This is a genomic window from Leifsonia aquatica H1aii, assembly GCF_000633535.1.
Lineage (GTDB): Bacteria > Actinomycetota > Actinomycetes > Actinomycetales > Microbacteriaceae > Leifsonia > Leifsonia aquatica_A.
Window position 1 is genome coordinate 1 of sequence record NZ_AYMR01000044.1, and the last position, 15,318, is coordinate 15,318.

16 protein-coding genes are annotated in these 15,318 nt (G+C 71.5%); 10 read left to right on the top strand and 6 right to left on the bottom strand.

Translation table 11 applies throughout. From position 1 onward, the window contains the following. Window positions 1–82: 82 nt before the first annotated feature. Genes U870_RS0121320 through U870_RS0121335 form a run of 4 tightly spaced genes read left to right on the top strand, consistent with a single transcriptional unit; the run spans window position 83 to window position 2,183 of the window. Window positions 83–748 (top strand): FadR/GntR family transcriptional regulator, encoded by a 666-nt coding sequence (locus U870_RS0121320; protein ID WP_025159377.1) that lies wholly within the window; start codon window positions 83–85, stop codon window positions 746–748. After that, window positions 745–1,587 carry an ABC transporter ATP-binding protein gene (locus U870_RS0121325; protein WP_025159378.1) on the top strand — a complete coding sequence of 281 codons (843 nt, stop codon included), beginning with the start codon at window positions 745–747 and terminating at the stop codon, window positions 1,585–1,587. The genes U870_RS0121320 and U870_RS0121325 overlap by 4 nt, the downstream gene beginning before the upstream one ends. A gap of 54 nt (window positions 1,588–1,641) precedes the next feature. Further along, window positions 1,642–1,920: a type II toxin-antitoxin system Phd/YefM family antitoxin gene (locus U870_RS0121330; protein ID WP_025159379.1), complete on the top strand. Its 279-nt coding sequence runs from the start codon at window positions 1,642–1,644 to the stop codon at window positions 1,918–1,920. A gap of 8 nt (window positions 1,921–1,928) precedes the next feature. Continuing rightward, a complete protein-coding gene (locus U870_RS0121335) occupies window positions 1,929–2,183 on the top strand; it encodes a type II toxin-antitoxin system RelE family toxin (RefSeq protein WP_240183771.1) in 255 nt (84 codons plus the stop codon). 40 nt (window positions 2,184–2,223) lie between these two features. Here the strand turns inward: U870_RS0121335 and U870_RS0121340 are convergent, their stop codons facing one another. Next, window positions 2,224–3,174 (bottom strand): NAD(P)/FAD-dependent oxidoreductase, encoded by a 951-nt coding sequence (locus U870_RS0121340; RefSeq protein WP_025159381.1) that lies wholly within the window; start codon window positions 3,172–3,174, stop codon window positions 2,224–2,226. Window positions 3,175–3,239: 65 nt separating this feature from the next. On the opposite strand from U870_RS0121340, the gene U870_RS0121345 reads away from it, so the two are divergent. Together U870_RS0121345 and U870_RS0121350 are read left to right on the top strand one after the other, a co-directional pair. Next, window positions 3,240–3,845 carry a helix-turn-helix domain-containing protein gene (locus U870_RS0121345; RefSeq protein ID WP_025159382.1) on the top strand — a complete coding sequence of 202 codons (606 nt, stop codon included), beginning with the start codon at window positions 3,240–3,242 and terminating at the stop codon, window positions 3,843–3,845. Window positions 3,846–3,856: 11 nt separating this feature from the next. Continuing rightward, window positions 3,857–4,639, top strand: a complete 783-nt coding sequence (locus tag U870_RS0121350) for an alpha/beta fold hydrolase (RefSeq protein ID WP_025159383.1) — start codon at window positions 3,857–3,859, stop codon at window positions 4,637–4,639. A 27-nt stretch (window positions 4,640–4,666) separates the two neighbouring features. Here the strand turns inward: U870_RS0121350 and U870_RS0121355 are convergent, their stop codons facing one another. Then, window positions 4,667–6,058, bottom strand: coding sequence for a DUF2252 domain-containing protein (locus U870_RS0121355; RefSeq protein ID WP_025159384.1), 1,392 nt, complete (start codon window positions 6,056–6,058; stop codon window positions 4,667–4,669). Window positions 6,059–6,158: 100 nt separating this feature from the next. On the opposite strand from U870_RS0121355, the gene U870_RS0121360 reads away from it, so the two are divergent. The 3 genes from U870_RS0121360 (at window position 6,159) to U870_RS0121370 (ending at window position 8,227) form a co-directional block, all read left to right on the top strand. Next, window positions 6,159–6,503: a hypothetical protein gene (locus U870_RS0121360; protein ID WP_025159385.1), complete on the top strand. Its 345-nt coding sequence runs from the start codon at window positions 6,159–6,161 to the stop codon at window positions 6,501–6,503. Between the two features lie 90 nt (window positions 6,504–6,593). Continuing rightward, window positions 6,594–7,685 carry an ATP-binding protein gene (locus tag U870_RS0121365; protein WP_025159386.1) on the top strand — a complete coding sequence of 364 codons (1,092 nt, stop codon included), beginning with the start codon at window positions 6,594–6,596 and terminating at the stop codon, window positions 7,683–7,685. A 5-nt stretch (window positions 7,686–7,690) separates the two neighbouring features. After that, a complete protein-coding gene (locus tag U870_RS0121370; RefSeq protein WP_240183772.1) occupies window positions 7,691–8,227 on the top strand; it encodes a hypothetical protein in 537 nt (178 codons plus the stop codon). 28 nt (window positions 8,228–8,255) lie between these two features. Here U870_RS0121370 and U870_RS0121375 read toward each other — a convergent pair whose 3' ends face one another. Genes U870_RS0121375 through U870_RS0121390 form a run of 4 tightly spaced genes read right to left on the bottom strand, consistent with a single transcriptional unit; the run spans window position 8,256 to window position 12,359 of the window. Further along, on the bottom strand, window positions 8,256–8,927 hold the full coding sequence (locus tag U870_RS0121375; RefSeq protein ID WP_025159388.1) for a GAP family protein: 672 nt from the start codon (window positions 8,925–8,927) through the stop codon (window positions 8,256–8,258). A gap of 35 nt (window positions 8,928–8,962) precedes the next feature. Then, the gene (locus tag U870_RS0121380) at window positions 8,963–10,162 is read right to left on the bottom strand and encodes an AI-2E family transporter (RefSeq protein WP_025159389.1); all 1,200 of its coding nucleotides are present in this window, start codon (window positions 10,160–10,162) and stop codon (window positions 8,963–8,965) included. Further along, window positions 10,149–11,861, bottom strand: a complete 1,713-nt coding sequence (locus tag U870_RS0121385) for a SulP family inorganic anion transporter (RefSeq protein ID WP_025159390.1) — start codon at window positions 11,859–11,861, stop codon at window positions 10,149–10,151. The genes U870_RS0121380 and U870_RS0121385 overlap by 14 nt, the downstream gene beginning before the upstream one ends. 39 nt (window positions 11,862–11,900) lie before the next feature. Then, on the bottom strand, window positions 11,901–12,359 hold the full coding sequence (locus tag U870_RS0121390; protein WP_025159391.1) for an SHOCT domain-containing protein: 459 nt from the start codon (window positions 12,357–12,359) through the stop codon (window positions 11,901–11,903). 238 nt (window positions 12,360–12,597) lie between these two features. On the opposite strand from U870_RS0121390, the gene U870_RS23400 reads away from it, so the two are divergent. Continuing rightward, on the top strand, window positions 12,598–15,243 hold the full coding sequence (locus U870_RS23400; protein WP_025159392.1) for an immunoglobulin-like domain-containing protein: 2,646 nt from the start codon (window positions 12,598–12,600) through the stop codon (window positions 15,241–15,243). Window positions 15,244–15,318: the final 75 nt, after the last annotated feature.

A 15,318-nucleotide genomic window follows, 5' to 3' on the forward strand; every position in this document is an offset into this window, starting at 1 on the left:
GCAGGGCAGGGCAGGGCAGGACGCACCGCATCCCCTCAGACAAGCAGACAAGGCGGGGGACGCGTCCCGTTAGACTGGGCGCATGCCCGTACTTCGCGCCCCTCTCGCCGATCTGGCCGCCGACGCCCTCCTGGAACGCATCCGCGCCGGCGAATGGACCCTCGGGCAGAAGCTGCCCGGCGAGACCACGCTGGCCCCGCAGCTCGGCGTGGGGCGCTCGACCGTCCGGGAGGCGATCCGGCAGCTGGCCGGGCGCGGCGTCCTCCAGTCGCGACAGGGGGCGGGCGTCTTCGTCACCGCCCTCGACGTCCCCGAGGAATGGGACAGCGTGCTGCGTCGCGCGGACATCGTGTCGATGATCGAGGCGCGGATCGCCATCGAGTCGGAGGCGGCGGCGCTCGCCGCCGGCCGGCGGACACCCCAGGAGCTGCGAGCGCTGCGTCGCGCGCTCGACGCCCGCGTCGGCGGGGCCAGCGGTGTGGAAGCGCACGTGGACGCCGACACCGCCTTCCACCGGGCCATCGTGCAGGCGGCCCACAACGACATCCTCGCCGAGCTCTTCGACGGCTTCGTCCCCCGCCTGCGCCAGGCGATGATCGAGATGCTGCGCCTGCGCCCCCTCGCCGACGAGCCCGCCGACCAGGATGCCCACCGCGCTCTGCTCGATGCCATCGCCGACCGTGACGCCGACGCCGCCGCCCGGCTCAGCCGCGACCACCTCACCTCGCTGAAGGAGCGCCTCTCGTGACCGCGTCGACCGCTCCTGCAGCCGATTCCGCGTCCACCCCGGCCACCGTCCTGGAGCTGCGGGAGGTGACGTTCCGCCGCGACGGGACGCACATCCTGGACGGCATCGACCTCACTGTGCGCGCCGGCGAGCACTGGGCGCTGCTCGGGCCCAACGGTGCGGGCAAGAGCACGGTGCTCGGCTTCTGCGGAGCCCTTACGTTCCCGACCTCCGGGACGGTCGACGTGCTCGGCCGTCGCCTCGGCCGGGTGGAGCTGCAGGAGCTGCGGCGCGACATCGGCCACGTGAACCCGCGGCACCCCGTGCGCCCGCCGCTCACCGTCACGGAGGTGGTCCTGACCGGCCTGACCGGCACCCTCGAGCCGCCGATGCGCTGGCAGGCCACCGCCGGGCAGACGGCGCGCGCCCAGGAGCTGCTGCACGCGGTCGGACTGGACGAGCGCCGGGAGGCACGCTGGCCCACGCTCTCGCAAGGGGAGCGCGGGCGCACCCTGATCGCCCGCGCGCTGATCGCCGACCCGCGGCTGCTGCTGCTCGACGAGCCGACCACCGGGCTGGACGTCGCCGCCCGCGAGCAGCTGCTGGAGACCATCGACGGCCTGTCGCATTCGGCGCCCGAGCTCGCCTCGGTGCTGGTGACCCACCACCTCGAGGAGCTGCCGGAGACCACGACGCACGCCCTGCTGATCGCGCACGGCCGCACCGTGGCGACCGGCGCGATCGAGGACGCCGTCACCACCGAGACCGTCACCCGTGCGTTCGAGCACGCGATCCGCGTGGAGCGTGCGGACGGGCGGTGGAGTGCGCGAGCGGTGCGCGAGCGGGCGGGAGTCGCGTAGTCTGGTCCGAATTCAGGTCCGCCCCGGACCATAATTCGGGTCTATAATCGAGGCATGCAGACTCTCCCGATCTCCGCCGTCAAGGCGCGACTCAGTGAGCTCGTCGACTCGGCCGCGACGACGCGCGAAGAGGTGGCGATCACGGTCAACGGATCGCCGGCGGCGATGCTCGTCGGCATCGACGAATGGGAGGAGCTCCACGAACGTCTGCACTGGTTGTCTGCGGGAGACGATCTCGGTGCCACGGTGGCCGAGGCGCGACGTGAGTTCGAATCCGGTGGCGGACACACTGAAGACGACGTCCGGGCGCGGTTCGGAGTTCCTCGGCGATGACGTACGAGGTGACCTTCGCCTCGACCGCCATTCGTGACCTCGATCGGATACCCCCGCGGATCGTGCCGGCCGTCATCGAGTTCGCCTACGGCGATCTGGCGCGTGCTCCGCGCCGTGTCGGCAAAGCGCTCGAACGCGAGCTCGCGGGGCTCTACAGCGCTCGACGAGGTCCCTACTGGATCCTGTACGAGATCCATGACGAGGAGGTCCGCGTGCTCGTCATTCGCGTCGACCACCGCGCCGACGCCTATCGGCCTCGCTGAGCCGCAGGCACGGCAGCGGATGGGGCGGCCCGCCGTACCCTCACCCGGCCCGGCGTTCCGCGACGGCGCGTTGCACGTCCTCCTCGACCAGCTCCATGTTCAGCTGCGCGGCCGTGAAGGCGGCGGCCGCCGCGGCGGCGCCGACCTGCGCGAACGGGTCGGTCACGTTGCCCGCCGCCCAGACACCGGGGGCGGACGTGCGGCCCGCCGCGTCGACCGGGAGGTGCTCGCCCATGGCCGATGGATGCTGCTCGACCTGGATCCCCAGGCCGGCCAGGAAGGGCAGCCGCACGAGCGAGCGGGCGCTGAGGGCGATCGTCTCGCGCGGGATGTCGCCCCCGTCGGCCAGGCGCACCCCGGTGACCCGTCCGGCGGTGGACTCGACCGACGCGACCCGCCCGTCGACGACGCGGATGCCGCGGGCCGCGAGCTGCTCGGCCTCGTCGGCATCCGGCGTCAGGACGTCGTTCGTGAACAGGACGACGTCGTCGCTCCACTGCCGGAAGAGCAGCGCCTGGTGCACCGCGCGTGGGTGCAGGGCGAGGACGCCGATGGCGGTGTCGCGCACCTCCCAGCCGTGGCAGTAGGGGCAGTGCACGACATCGCGCCCCCAGTTCTCCCGCACGCCGGGGAGGTCGGGCAGGTCGTCGACCAATCCGGTGGCGATGACGAGTCGGCGACCGCGCACCTCGTCGCCGTCGGCGGTCACCACGAACGCGCCGGACGCGCCCTCGCGTCGAGCGGCGGTGACGGTCGCGCTGCGCACGTCGCCGCCGTAGCGGCGCACTTCGGCGCGCCCGCGCTCCGCCAGCTCGGCGGGTGGCACGCCGTCGCGCGCGAACAGCCCGTGCACGGCGGCGGCCGGGGCGTTGCGCGGCGCCCCGGCGTCGAGCACCAGCACCGAGCGGCGGGCGCGGGCGAGCATGAGTCCCGCACTCAGTCCGGCGGCGCCGCCGCCGATCACGATCACATCGAAGTCGTCGTTCTGCATTCTCCGATCGTCGGCGCTGCGCTCCCCAGTGGCAAACTTCCTTGCCGGAATGGCAAAATCGGAGGATGGACGACGACTTCGGCCCGGCGCTCGACGGCGTCGGCGCGCGGTTGCGTGCTCTGCGCACGCGACGTGACCTGACACTGACCGACCTGGCCGAGACGACCGGGATCTCGATCAGCACCCTCTCGCGGCTGGAGTCGGGCGCACGGCGGCCGACGCTCGAGCTGCTGCTCCCGCTCGCCCGCGCGCACGGCGTCACCCTCGACGACCTGGTGGACGCCCCGGTCACCGGAGACCCGCGCGTACACCTGCGGCCGACCCGGTTGCACGGCCGCACGGTGGTCCCGCTCACCCACCACCCCGGCGGCATCCAGGCCTACAAGATGGTCATCCCGGCAGGGGCCTCGGTGCCCGAGCCGGACCCGCGCACCCACGACGGCTACGAGTGGCTCTACGTCCTCAACGGACGGCTGCGACTGGTCCTCGGCGAGCACGACCTGGTGCTGGAGCCGGGGCAGGCGGCCGAGTTCGACACCCGGGTGCCGCACTGGTTCGATCGCGCCGACGGTGGGAGCGTCGAGTTCCTCAGCCTGTTCGGCAAGCAGGGGGAGCGGATGCACGTGCGCGCCCGGCCCGCTCGCGGACGGGGCGCCGCAGGCGCCGACTAAGCTGGACGACCGTGCCCGACTACGCCATCGCCGACGACGGGGCGCGCATCGCCTTCGCCGAGCGGGGGACCGGCGTCCCCGTCCTCCTCATCGCCGGTCAGGCGACCGGGATGCACGGCTGGGGCCCGTTCGCGGACGCGCTCGCCCGCGACTTCCGGGTCATCGTCTTCGACCACCGGGGGATCGGCGCGAGCGATCCCGGCGACGCGGCGGCCTACACGACACGGGCGTTCGCCCAGGACGCTCTGGCCGTGCTCGACGCGGCGGGGGTCGCGGTGGCCCATGTCGTCGGGCACTCGATGGGCGGTCGCGTCGCACAGTGGCTCGCCGCCGACGACCCCGAGCGCGTGCGGAGGCTGGCGCTCATCGCGACGACGGCGACCGACGCCGTCGGGGAGCGCCGCGACCCGGCTGTCATCGCCGACCTGCTCAGCGGCGACCGCGACCGGATGACGCCGCTCTTCTTCGACGACGCCTGGGCCGCAGCGCACCCCGACGCCGTCGACGGGTTCTTCACCCGCGTCGCGAGCCGTGCGGCGCTGCGCGGGCACTTCGCCGCCAGCCGTGACCACGACGCGCGGGAGGCGCTCCCGCGCATCGCGGCGCCCACGCTCGTGCTGCATGGCGAGCACGACCCGCTCACTCCGCTCCCGCAGGCGGTTCTGCTCGCGGATGCCGTGCCCGGCGCCCGACTGATCGCGTTCGACGCGCGTCATGGCCTCCACCTGGACACCCCCGGCGTCGTGACGGCCGTGCGGGACTTCCTGCTCCCGCCGGCGCAGCGCCGCGGCTGATCCGGCAGGTTCGCGGCCGGGGTCGGGTCACTCGGCGATCGCGAACCGGCCGTCCCGCGCCGCCTCGGCGAACGCGGTGTAGTCCGTCTCGGCCTGGTCGGCGTAGGCGGACGACCACCGGGCGACGGCCCGCGGGAAGGTGTCACCGCTGCCGAGGTAGCCGGAGATGAACGCGGCCTTGGGGGAGCGGGCGTGCGCCCGGGCGAGCACGACGGCGCAGATGCGCGCGTAGTCGCGGAACTGCTCGGGGCTCATCGCCGAGATCTCGAACGACGCGTTGCGGTTGCGGAACAGCCGCATGTAGAAGGTGAAACCGCGCTCCTCCAGGAATCCGAGGAACGGGTCGGAGACGGCCTGCAGGATCCGCTGGCAGGCCACCACGCGGTAACCCTGCTGCGCCGGGAACAGGGCCGGATCGAGGTATCCGGGCAGTGGCGAGACCCCGCCGAACTGCTCGACCACCGACGCCCCGGCCTCCTTCAGCTGCAGGACCAGGGTCTCCTCCGCCGGACCGCGCAGCGCCAGGATGAAGCAGCGTGTGCCGACACTGCCCACGCCGACGACCCGGCGCGCGACATCGAGCAGCCGGTACTGCGAGAGCAGCAGGGCGACGTTCGGCGGGACCGTCTCGCGGTAGCGGTGGAACGCCTCGTCGGCGATCTCGCGGATGTCACGGTCGGCGCGCTGCAGGATGGGCGGCCGGTCGACGAACCGCAGTCCGCCCGCCCCGTCGTCCTCCAGGGCGCGACGAGCGACGCGCTGACTCGTGCGCTTGCCGGACGCGCGAGCGACGTCCTGGATCATCCGCTCGGTGTCGGGGTGGAGCCGTCGGCGCCGCTCGTTGACGGACGTCGGGCGGAAGTAGCGCTCGCGCAGACTGCGCCGCAGCGTGCGGACCAGCCAGTCGCGGTAGCCGGCCGCCGACTCCTCGGCGATCCGGACGAGATCGGCCTCGGGGGCGCCGAGCGAGCGGCCCGCGATCACGACGCTGCACAGCAAGCGCTTCAGATCCCACTCCCACGGCCCGACGGTCGCCTCGTCGAAGTCGTTGATGTCGAACACCATCGCGTTCTCGGGCGAGCGGAACATGCCGAAGTTCGACAGGTGGGCGTCGCCGCAGACGACCACCTCGGCGCCCGTCGTCGCCCCGGTGGCGAGGTCGGCCGACTGGATGGCGGCCGTGCCGCGGTAGAACGAGAAGGCGTCGGCTCCCATCCGCTGGACCCGCAGATCGACCAGCTGCTGCAGACGCGACTCGTGCTGGGTGGCGAGGATGCCGAGCGGGTCGCGCGTCGGCGACGGCGAGTAGTCGGCGTGCGCGGACCGCGGGACGCCCTCCCGGGCGGCGCGTCCGGCCTCCGCGAGCTCGGCTTCGTCGAGCGGCGTCTCGGCCCGCAGGCCGACGGTGTCGATGTCCATGCTGCACCCTTCTCGCATCACGGCGAGCCGTCCGCGTGCGTCGGGATGCGCTCACGGGCGCGCTCATCCTAGCGGCGCCACGGCCGGTAGGTTAGACCGCATGGAGGACTGGATCGAGCACCGCCGGGCGGACGGCGAACGGGTGGGCTGGATGCGCCCCGCCGGCGAGTCGTTCGTGCCCGTCGACCTGCTGGGCCGCGACCTCACCGGACCCGTCGACTGGCTGACGGCCGAGGAGACCCTGGAGGGCGCCGGGATCGGCTACCTGGCCGAACTGTACGAACTCCGGCAGGACGACGGCAGCTGGCTGCGCGTGCGTCTGGCGGAGGTCTCGCCGACCCGTATCCTCGCCAAGCTGGACGACTTCGGTGCCGTCGGCGCGCCGCAGCTGTTCTACACGCTCCCGTTCCCGATCCCGAGCACCCTGCGTCCGCTCGCGCGCTGACCGGGGCGCTGCCGGGACTGGCGCTCCGCGCGCCGCGCTCGTTAGCATCGCGGCAGACGGGGGACGAATCCCGGGAATGGATGCGACGCGATGATCCCGTTGACCATCGGCACACGGGCCGACGACCCCGAGCGACCCGCCGTCATCGACGGCTCCCGGTTCAACCGGCACACCTTCTGGTGCGGGCAGAGCGGGTCCGGCAAGACCTACGCGCTCGGCGTCGTGCTCGAGCAGCTGCTGCTGGAGACCGAGCTGTCGATGGGCGTGCTCGACCCGAACGCCGACTTCGTGCACCTCGGCACGACCCGCGACGATGCCGATGCCGAGCAGGCCGCGCGCTACGCGGGCACGGACATCCGCGTGTTCCACAGCAGCACCACCGCGGAGCCGCAGCTGCACACCCGGTACGTCGACCTCTCCGTGCGCTCCCAGGCCGCCGTCGGACGCCTCGACCCCATCGCCGACGAGGAGGAGTACAACGCGCTCCTGCACCTCGACAAGAGCTCGGGCCACTTCGAGAAGGCCGGGTTCCTGGAGGCGCTGCTCGGCTCGACGGAGGACGCCCGGCGTCGCCTCGGGCTGCGGATCGACAACCTCGAGATCCTGGAATGGCCGGTCTGGGCGTACGGTCAGGCCTCCGCCGTGGACACGCTCGACGAGCGCCCGCGGGCCACCGTGCTCGACGTGGGAGGCTTCTCCCACGTCGGTGAGCCGCAAGCGGCGGCGCTCTGCGTGCTGGAGCACCTCTGGCAGCGGCGGATGGAGCGCAAGCCGCTGCTGATCGTGATCGACGAGGCGCACAACTTCTGCCCGCCGACCGCGCGCAACGACATCGAGCAGCAGCTCATCGAGCAGATCATCCAGATCGCCGCCGAGGGGCGGAAGTTCGGGCTCTGGCTCTTCCTCTCGACGCAGCGCCCGAGCAAGATCCACCCGAACGTGCTCTCGCAGTGTGACAACCTCGGGTTGATGCGGATGAACGCGCCCCGCGACCTCGCCGAGATCGCGGACGTGTTCGGGTTCGTGCCGACGCACCTGCTGGAGCAGTCGCCGACGTTCCGCAAGGGTGAGGCGCTGTTCGCCGGCGGATTCTCCGACGAGCCGCAGCTGGTGCGTATGGGGCGGCGGCTGACGGTCGAAGGCGGCGGCGACCTGAGCGTGGCCGCGCGGGTGGGCGTGTGAACGCGATGGACCTGAACCCGTCGGACGAGCAGACCGTGCGGGTGCAGCGCGCGCTGTGGCGGCACTGGGGGACGCCCGCCGCCATCTACGGCACCATCGTCTACGCCAGCGTGGTGGCCGCGGCCACGGTGGACGACAAGGACCCGGCGGCCGCGGTGCGCGTCCTGGTCTTCTCGGTGGTGAGCATCGTCGTCTTCTGGCTGGCGCACGTGTATTCGACCGCCCTCGGATTCCATGGCGACGCCGACCGGATGAGCGACCGGATGCGCGACTCCCTCCGTCACGCCCTGGGGGAGTCGGCGGGCATGCTGGAGGCCGCCGTCATCCCGAGCGTGCCCCTGGTGCTCGCGGTCCTCGGGTTCTTCCCCGTCGAGTTCGCGACCTTCCTCGCCCTGTGGCTCGCCGTCCTGATGCTCGCCCTGCTCGGCTTCCTCGTCTTCCTGGTCCGTCACCGACCGATCGGGATCTGCCTGCTCGGCGCGGTCGTCACCGGACTGTTCGGGGTGATCGTGATCGTGCTGAAGATCGCGTTGCAGCACTGACGGTCGCGAGGGCGAGCCCGCTGACCGGTCAGAACGCCGCGATCCCCTTCCCGATCACGACCACGCCGATCACCAGCAGCAGCACCGCCATCACCGTCGCGTTGTTGTCGACGAGCCAGCCGCGCAGGGCGTCGAGCGGGCCGCGGATGCGGTCGGCGGCGACCAGGTAGCCGATCACCGGGACCGCCACCGAGCATGCGGCGACGATCACGAAGATCACGATCACCAGAACGTCCGCGCCGACCGAGAGGCCGGCCGTCCCGATCGCGACGCCGGCCCCGGCGGCGAGCAGCAGGTTCTTGGGATTGACGGCCGCCAGGATGAACGCGAGCACGAAGCCGCGGCCGGCCGTCATCTGATCGATGGCGGCCATCCATTTCGGCAGTGCCGCCGTCTCGCCGGGCTTCGGCCGGGAGCGCCACTGCCGCACCGCGAGGAGCAGCAGGAGCACGCCGAGCACGATCTTGATCGTGCCGCCGATCGGCTGGGAGGCGTCCGGGTCGGCCGCCGGGATCAGACCCGACAGCAGGGTGAACACGACCACGGCCACGATGATGCCGAGCAGCCAGCCGAGCAGGAACCCGACGCTCGTGCCGCGCGCCTTCGGCGACAGCAGCATCAGGATCGCGGCGATGATCGGGATCGGACTGATCGCGATCCCCAGCGCCAACGGCAGCGTGTCCCCGATCGCTCCACCCACGGTGTCTCCTCTTCTCCGGCGCGCGGCCGGGGTCGTCAGGTGCGCTTGTGCGCGTCCTTGCCTTCACGCCGCTGCTCCTTGCGCGCGACGGACTCCTCCTTCATCAGCTCCTTGGTCTCCCGCAGGTCGCCGATCGCCGCCCGCCAGACGCGCGCCCGCGGATCCGAGTCGACCAGCACGGCACGCACGAGCAGAGTGAGCGGCACGGCCAGGATGGCCCCGAGCGGTCCCAGCACGACGGCCCAGAAGAGCACGGAGAAGAAGGTGAGGGTCTGGCTGAGCGCGACCGCGTTGCCGACCACCTTGGGCTGCACGATCGACTGCACGACGGCGTTGATGATGCCGTAGATGACGATGACGGCGATGACCGTCCCCCACCCGCCGGTCAGGTAGCCGAAGACGAGCGGCGGGACGAGCGCGATGAAGTAGCCGACGTTCGGGATGTAGCTGCAGAGGAAGGCGAGGATCGCCCAGAGCAGGGCCGCGGGCACCCCGAGCAGCCAGAGGGCGAAGCCGTTGATCACGCCCTGGACGAGTCCGAGAACGGTCGTCACGACCATGTACCGGCGAACACTGTGCGCGAAACCGCTCATCGCGAAGACCAGGTTGGGGCGGGTCGGCTCGAGCTGGCGCAGCAGGGTGGGCGTGTAGGCCGCGTCGGCGGGCATCAGGATGAGCATCGTCAGCACGACCACGCCGAACGACACGACGCCGAACGCGCCGCCGAGGAGGCCGGTGAAGAAGCCGAGGAACTTCGACGGGTCGAACCCGTCGGCGATGGTCTTCGCATCCTGCGGACTGACACCGACGCTCGACAGCCAGGAGCCGAGCTGCGCGCCGAGCTGCGCGAACTGCGCCTTGTACTGCGGCAGCATCCCGACGAACTGACCGAGGGCCACCAGGAGCAGACCGGCGAACCCGGCCAGCAGGGCGAAGACGGTGAGCGCGACCACTCCCGTCGCGATGCCGTCGGGGGTGCCGTGGCGGGTGAGCCACACGCGCACCGGCTGGGCGCAGATCGTGAGCACGAGGGCCAGGAGCGTCGGGGCCAGGATGCTGCCGATCGCGGCCATCCCGAACGCGACGACCACCGCGGCGGCGAGGGCGACGAGGATGCGCACACCGCGCCCGGCGCCGGACTCCGACCCGTCGCCGCCCGCGTCCGCGGTCGTCGGCGGTTCGGGTTCCGCCTGCTTCGGCCGGCGGCGGAACGGCCACCAGTCAGGGGCGCGCATGGTCGCCCGTGTCGGTGCGGAGGGCCGCGAGCGCCTCGCGGTTCGTGGCGAAGTAGCGCAGGCCCTCGCCCAGGTCGAGGTGCTCGATCCGCTCCCGGATCCCTGGCCGGACGCGGGTGAGCGAGAGGTCCGCGCCGTTCTTGCGGAGGTACTCCTGCAGCCCCTCCCACGATTCGGCGCCGGTGACATCGATGTCGGTCACGGCCTCCATGTCGAGCACGAGGTGCTGCGCGCCGGAGGTGCCGACGGCGTTCTCGACCGCCTGCTGGAACACCGTGCTGTTGGCGAAGAAGAGCGGGGCGGCCAGCCGGACGACGATCACGCCGGGGGCGGTCGCCTCGCCGGTCGCGGCCTCTTCGAGGAGGGACGCGTCGGGGTCGCCGTCGGCCTTGAGGGTGTCGATCGGTGGATTCGCCGCGCGGCGGGTGACGTTGATGACGGCCAGGACGAACGCGATGACGATGCCCGCGATCGGGCCGATGAGCAGGGCGCCGAGGAAGCAGACGGCGCCGATGACGAACTCGAAGCGATCGAGGCGCCAGAGATTCCGGAAGTCGCGGATGCCCAGCAGCGGCACGACGGCGACGGCGACGATGGTGCCGATCGCGGGGGAGGGGACGTCCTCCAGCAGCGCGGTGCCGAAGATCAGGAGCAGGAGGGTGCCGAGGGCGGTGATCAGCGTCGGGAGCTGGGTGCGGGAGCCGGCCTGGTCCATCGCCGCGGTGCGCGATGTGGAGGAGCCGACCGTGAACGCGCCGGTGACCCCGGCGCCCAGGTTGGCGACGCCGAAGGCGAAGAGGTCGCGGTTCGGCCGGGTCGGGTAGTCGCGCTTCTGGCCGTAGGAGCGCGAGACGAGCAACCCTTCGCCCATGGTGACCATCGTCAAGGCGATCGCCGACGGCACCAGCGTCAACCATTCGGTCCACGCGATCACCGGCCAGGTGAAGGTGGGAGGCCCGGCGTCGACCTTGCCGAGCACGGCGACTCCGGCCTTCTGGGCGTCCGTGAGGACGACGACGATGGTCCCGACGATGAGCACGATCAGCGCCCACGGGACGGCTGCGGCGATCCGGCGGCCGACGAGCAGGACCACCAGTGCGCCGAGCGAGATGACGAGCGACCAGATGTTGAGCTTCGGCAGGCCGCTGATCAGGCCGCTCAGCTTTTCGACGAACTCGCCGCCGCTGTCGATCTTGACGCCGAGCATCTTGGCCGCCTGCGAGACGAGGATGTCGAGCGCCAGGCCGCCGACGAAGCCGATCAGGATGGGCTTGGAGAGGAAGTTCGCCAGGAACCCGAGCTTGAAGAACGAGCAGAGCAGGAAGAGCACGCCGCCGATCAGCGCCTGGGCGAGGGCGAGGACGATGTAGTCCTTGCCCCCGGCGACGGCCATCCCGCCGAGGGAGGAGGCGACGAGGGCGGCGGCCGCGGCGTCGGGGGAGGCGACCAGCTGTCGCGACGACACCGTCAGTGCGTAGAGCACCGCGGGCACGACCAGCGCGTAGAGTCCGGCGGTCGGCGGCAGCCCGGCGATCTGGGCGTAGCCGATGTTGAGCGGAATGGCGATCGCCAGCAGGGTGATGCCGGCGAGGACCTCCTGCAGCCAATTGCGTCGGGTCAGGCCCGCCAGAGGGTGCACGCGCGGCGGCGCCGACGACCGGGTGGTCGCCGGCGCCGCCGGTGATGCGGATTCGGGCACGTCAGCTCGCCTCTCGTGGTCCGGTGACGCCCGGGTCGATTACGCCGTCGGCGCCGCCGGCGGGGTGGGGGCGGCCGGTGCGGCCGGTGCGGCGTGCGCGCCCGCCGCCTGGTGACCGAGGGCGACCGACTTGAGGTGGGCGAACTCCTCCGGGGTGATCGCACCCGAGTCGAGCAGGGCCTTCGCCTTGGCGATCTCGTCGGCCGGGCTCGTGCCCGCGACCTGGCGGATGTACTGGTCGGCCGCCGACTGCGCCTGCTTGGCGTCGCGCTGGCTGCGCTCGGCCATGCCCGGCCCGCGGGCGATCAGGTACACCAGGGCGGTCAGGAAGGGCACGAAGATCAGGAAGAGGATCCACAGCGCCTTCCACCAGCCGTTCAGCTTGTGGTCCCGGAACAGGTCGCTGATGATCGAGAACAGCGCGAACAGGTACGCGATGAAAGCGAAGCTCCAGAAGAAGAGCCAGATGATGTTCCAGAAGTTGTCCCAGAAAGACATGTCGTTCCTCTCGTGTCCAGGACGGGTGTGAGCCTGGATGTGAGCTGAGAGTAACGCGGGGTGGGATCCGTCGTCTAGTGCTGTTTCCCGGCGTTTCGGTAGCACACGGCGGTGAACGGCTCGGACGTTCTCAGTTCGGCTGTTATTTGATTCGAGGACACTCAGGTTTCCTACCGTGGCGGTGCATCCGGCCCGGGAAATCGCGGCCGCATCCCACCCTGCGAAGGAACCCCACACCATGCATCCTCCCTCGACCCTGCCCTCCGCGCGTCTGTTCGCGCGCGTGATCGCTGCGGCCGTCGCCCTCGTGCTCGTCGCCGCGGGCGTCGTCGCCGCCGGCGCCACCCGCGCGCTCGCCGCGGTGACCCTCCCCGCCACCCTCCTCGACACCGCGTCGACGACCTGGCGCTACTCCGACGACAACTCCGACCCCGCCCGAGGCGACGCCGACCGCCTCGTCTGGGCGAAGGCCGGCTACGACGACTCCGCCTGGAAATCCGCGAAGGGCGCCTTCGGTGCCAAGAACGGCAAGGCGACCGGGATCGGCGCCAACTTCCCGATCGGCACCCTGCTCAACCAGTACATCGACGGCGTGGCCGCGCCCGACGTCAAGACGTACCACTTCCGGTCGTCGTTCGACCTCAGCGCCGAGCAGCTCGGTGCGGTCAGCGGCCTCGGTGCGACCATCACCTACGACGACGCGATCCAGGTGTTCGTCAACGGCAGCAAGGTCGCCGGTTTCGTCGACTCCGCCGTGGAGGCCGCGCCGGAGGCCCAGCGCAACCTGATGTACGCCGGCGCGAACGGCGGCGACCCGGTGACCAGCACCTTCACCATCCCGGCGTCGGCCCTCAGCGCCGGCACCAACACGGTGGCCATCGCGCTCTATCAGGACCGCGCCACCAGTTCCGACATCTACCTCGACGTCAAGGAGCTCATCCCGATCGAGGCCGACGTCCCGGCCACCCTCGACGACATCGTGCTCACCATCGGGTCCGACGAGACGCGGCGCAACGTCACCTGGTACACCAACCGCGACACCGCTCAGGGCGTGCAGGTCGTGAAGAAGTCCGAGCTCGTCGGCACCGACTTCCCCGCCTCCGCGAAGACGATCACCGCCTCCGGCGCGGCCACCACGAGCGGCGAGTTCAATCGCCGCGCCGAGATCGCCGGACTCGCCGAGAACACCGAGTACGTGTACCGCGTGGGGTCGGACGCCGACGGCTGGTCGGCGGCGTACGGCTTCCGCACCGCCGCCTTCTCGGGCGACTACGACTTCCTCTTCGTCGGCGACCCGCAGATCGGCGCCTCCGGCAACGTCGCGAACGACCAGGCCGGGTGGGCAGACACGCTCGACGTCGCACAGCAGACCTACCCGAGCGCGGAGCTCCTCTTCTCCGCGGGCGACCAGGTCGAGTCCGCGGGCAACGAGAACCACTACGCGGCCTTCCTCGCACCCGACCAGCTGCGCGAGCTGCCGCTGGTGCCGGTGAACGGCAACCACGACGTCGGCTCGAAGGCATACGAGCAGCACTACACCGTCCCGAACCTCGACTCCACGGCGGGCGCCGCCACCAGCGGCACGTCGTCCGGAGGCGACTACTGGTTCGAGTACAAGGACGTGCTGTTCATGGTCATCAACTCGAACAGCCGCGACTACTCCACCCACGTGCCCTTCCTCGAGAAGGTCGTGGCCGAGCACGGCGCCGACGCGAAGTGGAAGGTCCTCGCCTTCCACCACTCGATCTACTCGGTCGCGTCGCACGTCAACGACTCCAGCATCCAGGACCTGCGGGCCAACCTCCCCGGCACGATCTCGAAGCTCGGGATCGATCTGGTGCTGCAGGGCCACGACCACAGCTACACCCGCAGCTACCTGGTGAAGGACGGCGCCCTCGCCGACTCGACCGAGCTCCCCGGCCAGTCGTCGGTGTCGGCCAAGCCGGGCGAGGTGCTCTACGTGACGGCGAACTCGGCCAGCGGTTCGAAGTACTACAACGTCATCGCCCCGAACGCCTGGTACGCCTCGGTGATCAACCAGGAGAAGGTGCGCAACTACTCGCATGTCTCGGTCACCGGCGGCGCCATCACCATCACGACGCTGCGCAGCCAGCAGAACGGCACCGAGAAGCCGGTGAACAGCGTGGTGGACGAGGTCACCCTCACCCGCGAGGACACCGTCGCGCCCACGCTGACCGTCCCGGCGGACTCGTCGATCAAGGCCGGTTCGTCGTTCGACCCGATGGAGGGCGTGACCGCGGTCGACGACGTGGACGGCGACCTCACCTCCGCGGTGACCGTCACCGGCTCCGTCGACACGGCGACGCTCGGCGACTACGTGCTCGGCTACGCGGTCACCGACGCGGCGGGCAACACGGCGACGGCCAGCCGCACGGTCTCCGTCGTGGAGGGCTCCTTCTCGGTGGGCGCCGCGCCGGCGATCTCGGGCACGGCCGCCGTCGGCTCCCCGCTGGCCGCGACGGCCGGAACGTACACGCCGACGCCGACCTCTGTCGCGTACCAGTGGCTCCGCAACGGCGTGGCCATCGAGGGCGCCACGGACGCGACGTTCACGCCCGCGGCCTCCGACGCGGGTGCGGCCTTCTCGGTGCGCGTCACCGTGAAGCGCGCCGGCTTCGCGGACGAGGTCACGACGACCGCGGCGGCCACGGTTCCCGGCGCGACGACCGGAGGACCGGGCACCGACCCGGCGCAGCCGGCCGTGCCGGCGACGCCGGGCACGCCGGCCACCGATGCCGCGTCGGCGGCGGCGCTCGCCACCACCGGAGCGACCGCCCCGTACTTCCTGATCGTCCTCGCCGCGCTGCTCGTGGCCGGTGGCGCGACGATCGCGTACGGGCGGCGGGTGGCCGCTCAGCGCTGATCCCGAGCGCTGACGCACCGCGCTGATCGATCGGCGCTGAATAGGCGGGCGGGCACCACGGAACACCGTGGTGCC

What these genes read in the sequence shown, in the direction of transcription:
- U870_RS0121320 (WP_025159377.1), top strand. Translation starts at nt 83, where the DNA reads ATGCCCGTACTTCGCGCCCCTCTCGCCGATCTGGCCGCCGACGCCCTC.
- U870_RS0121390 (WP_025159391.1), bottom strand. Translation starts at nt 12,359, where the DNA reads ATGTCTTTCTGGGACAACTTCTGGAACATCATCTGGCTCTTCTTCTGG.
- U870_RS0121365 (WP_025159386.1), top strand. Translation starts at nt 6,594, where the DNA reads ATGATCCCGTTGACCATCGGCACACGGGCCGACGACCCCGAGCGACCC.
- U870_RS0121330 (WP_025159379.1), top strand. Translation starts at nt 1,642, where the DNA reads ATGCAGACTCTCCCGATCTCCGCCGTCAAGGCGCGACTCAGTGAGCTC.
- U870_RS0121340 (WP_025159381.1), bottom strand. Translation starts at nt 3,174, where the DNA reads ATGCAGAACGACGACTTCGATGTGATCGTGATCGGCGGCGGCGCCGCC.
- U870_RS0121355 (WP_025159384.1), bottom strand. Translation starts at nt 6,058, where the DNA reads ATGGACATCGACACCGTCGGCCTGCGGGCCGAGACGCCGCTCGACGAA.
- U870_RS0121380 (WP_025159389.1), bottom strand. Translation starts at nt 10,162, where the DNA reads ATGCGCGCCCCTGACTGGTGGCCGTTCCGCCGCCGGCCGAAGCAGGCG.
- U870_RS23400 (WP_025159392.1), top strand. Translation starts at nt 12,598, where the DNA reads ATGCATCCTCCCTCGACCCTGCCCTCCGCGCGTCTGTTCGCGCGCGTG.
- U870_RS0121360 (WP_025159385.1), top strand. Translation starts at nt 6,159, where the DNA reads ATGGAGGACTGGATCGAGCACCGCCGGGCGGACGGCGAACGGGTGGGC.
- U870_RS0121370 (WP_240183772.1), top strand. Translation starts at nt 7,691, where the DNA reads ATGGACCTGAACCCGTCGGACGAGCAGACCGTGCGGGTGCAGCGCGCG.
- U870_RS0121345 (WP_025159382.1), top strand. Translation starts at nt 3,240, where the DNA reads ATGGACGACGACTTCGGCCCGGCGCTCGACGGCGTCGGCGCGCGGTTG.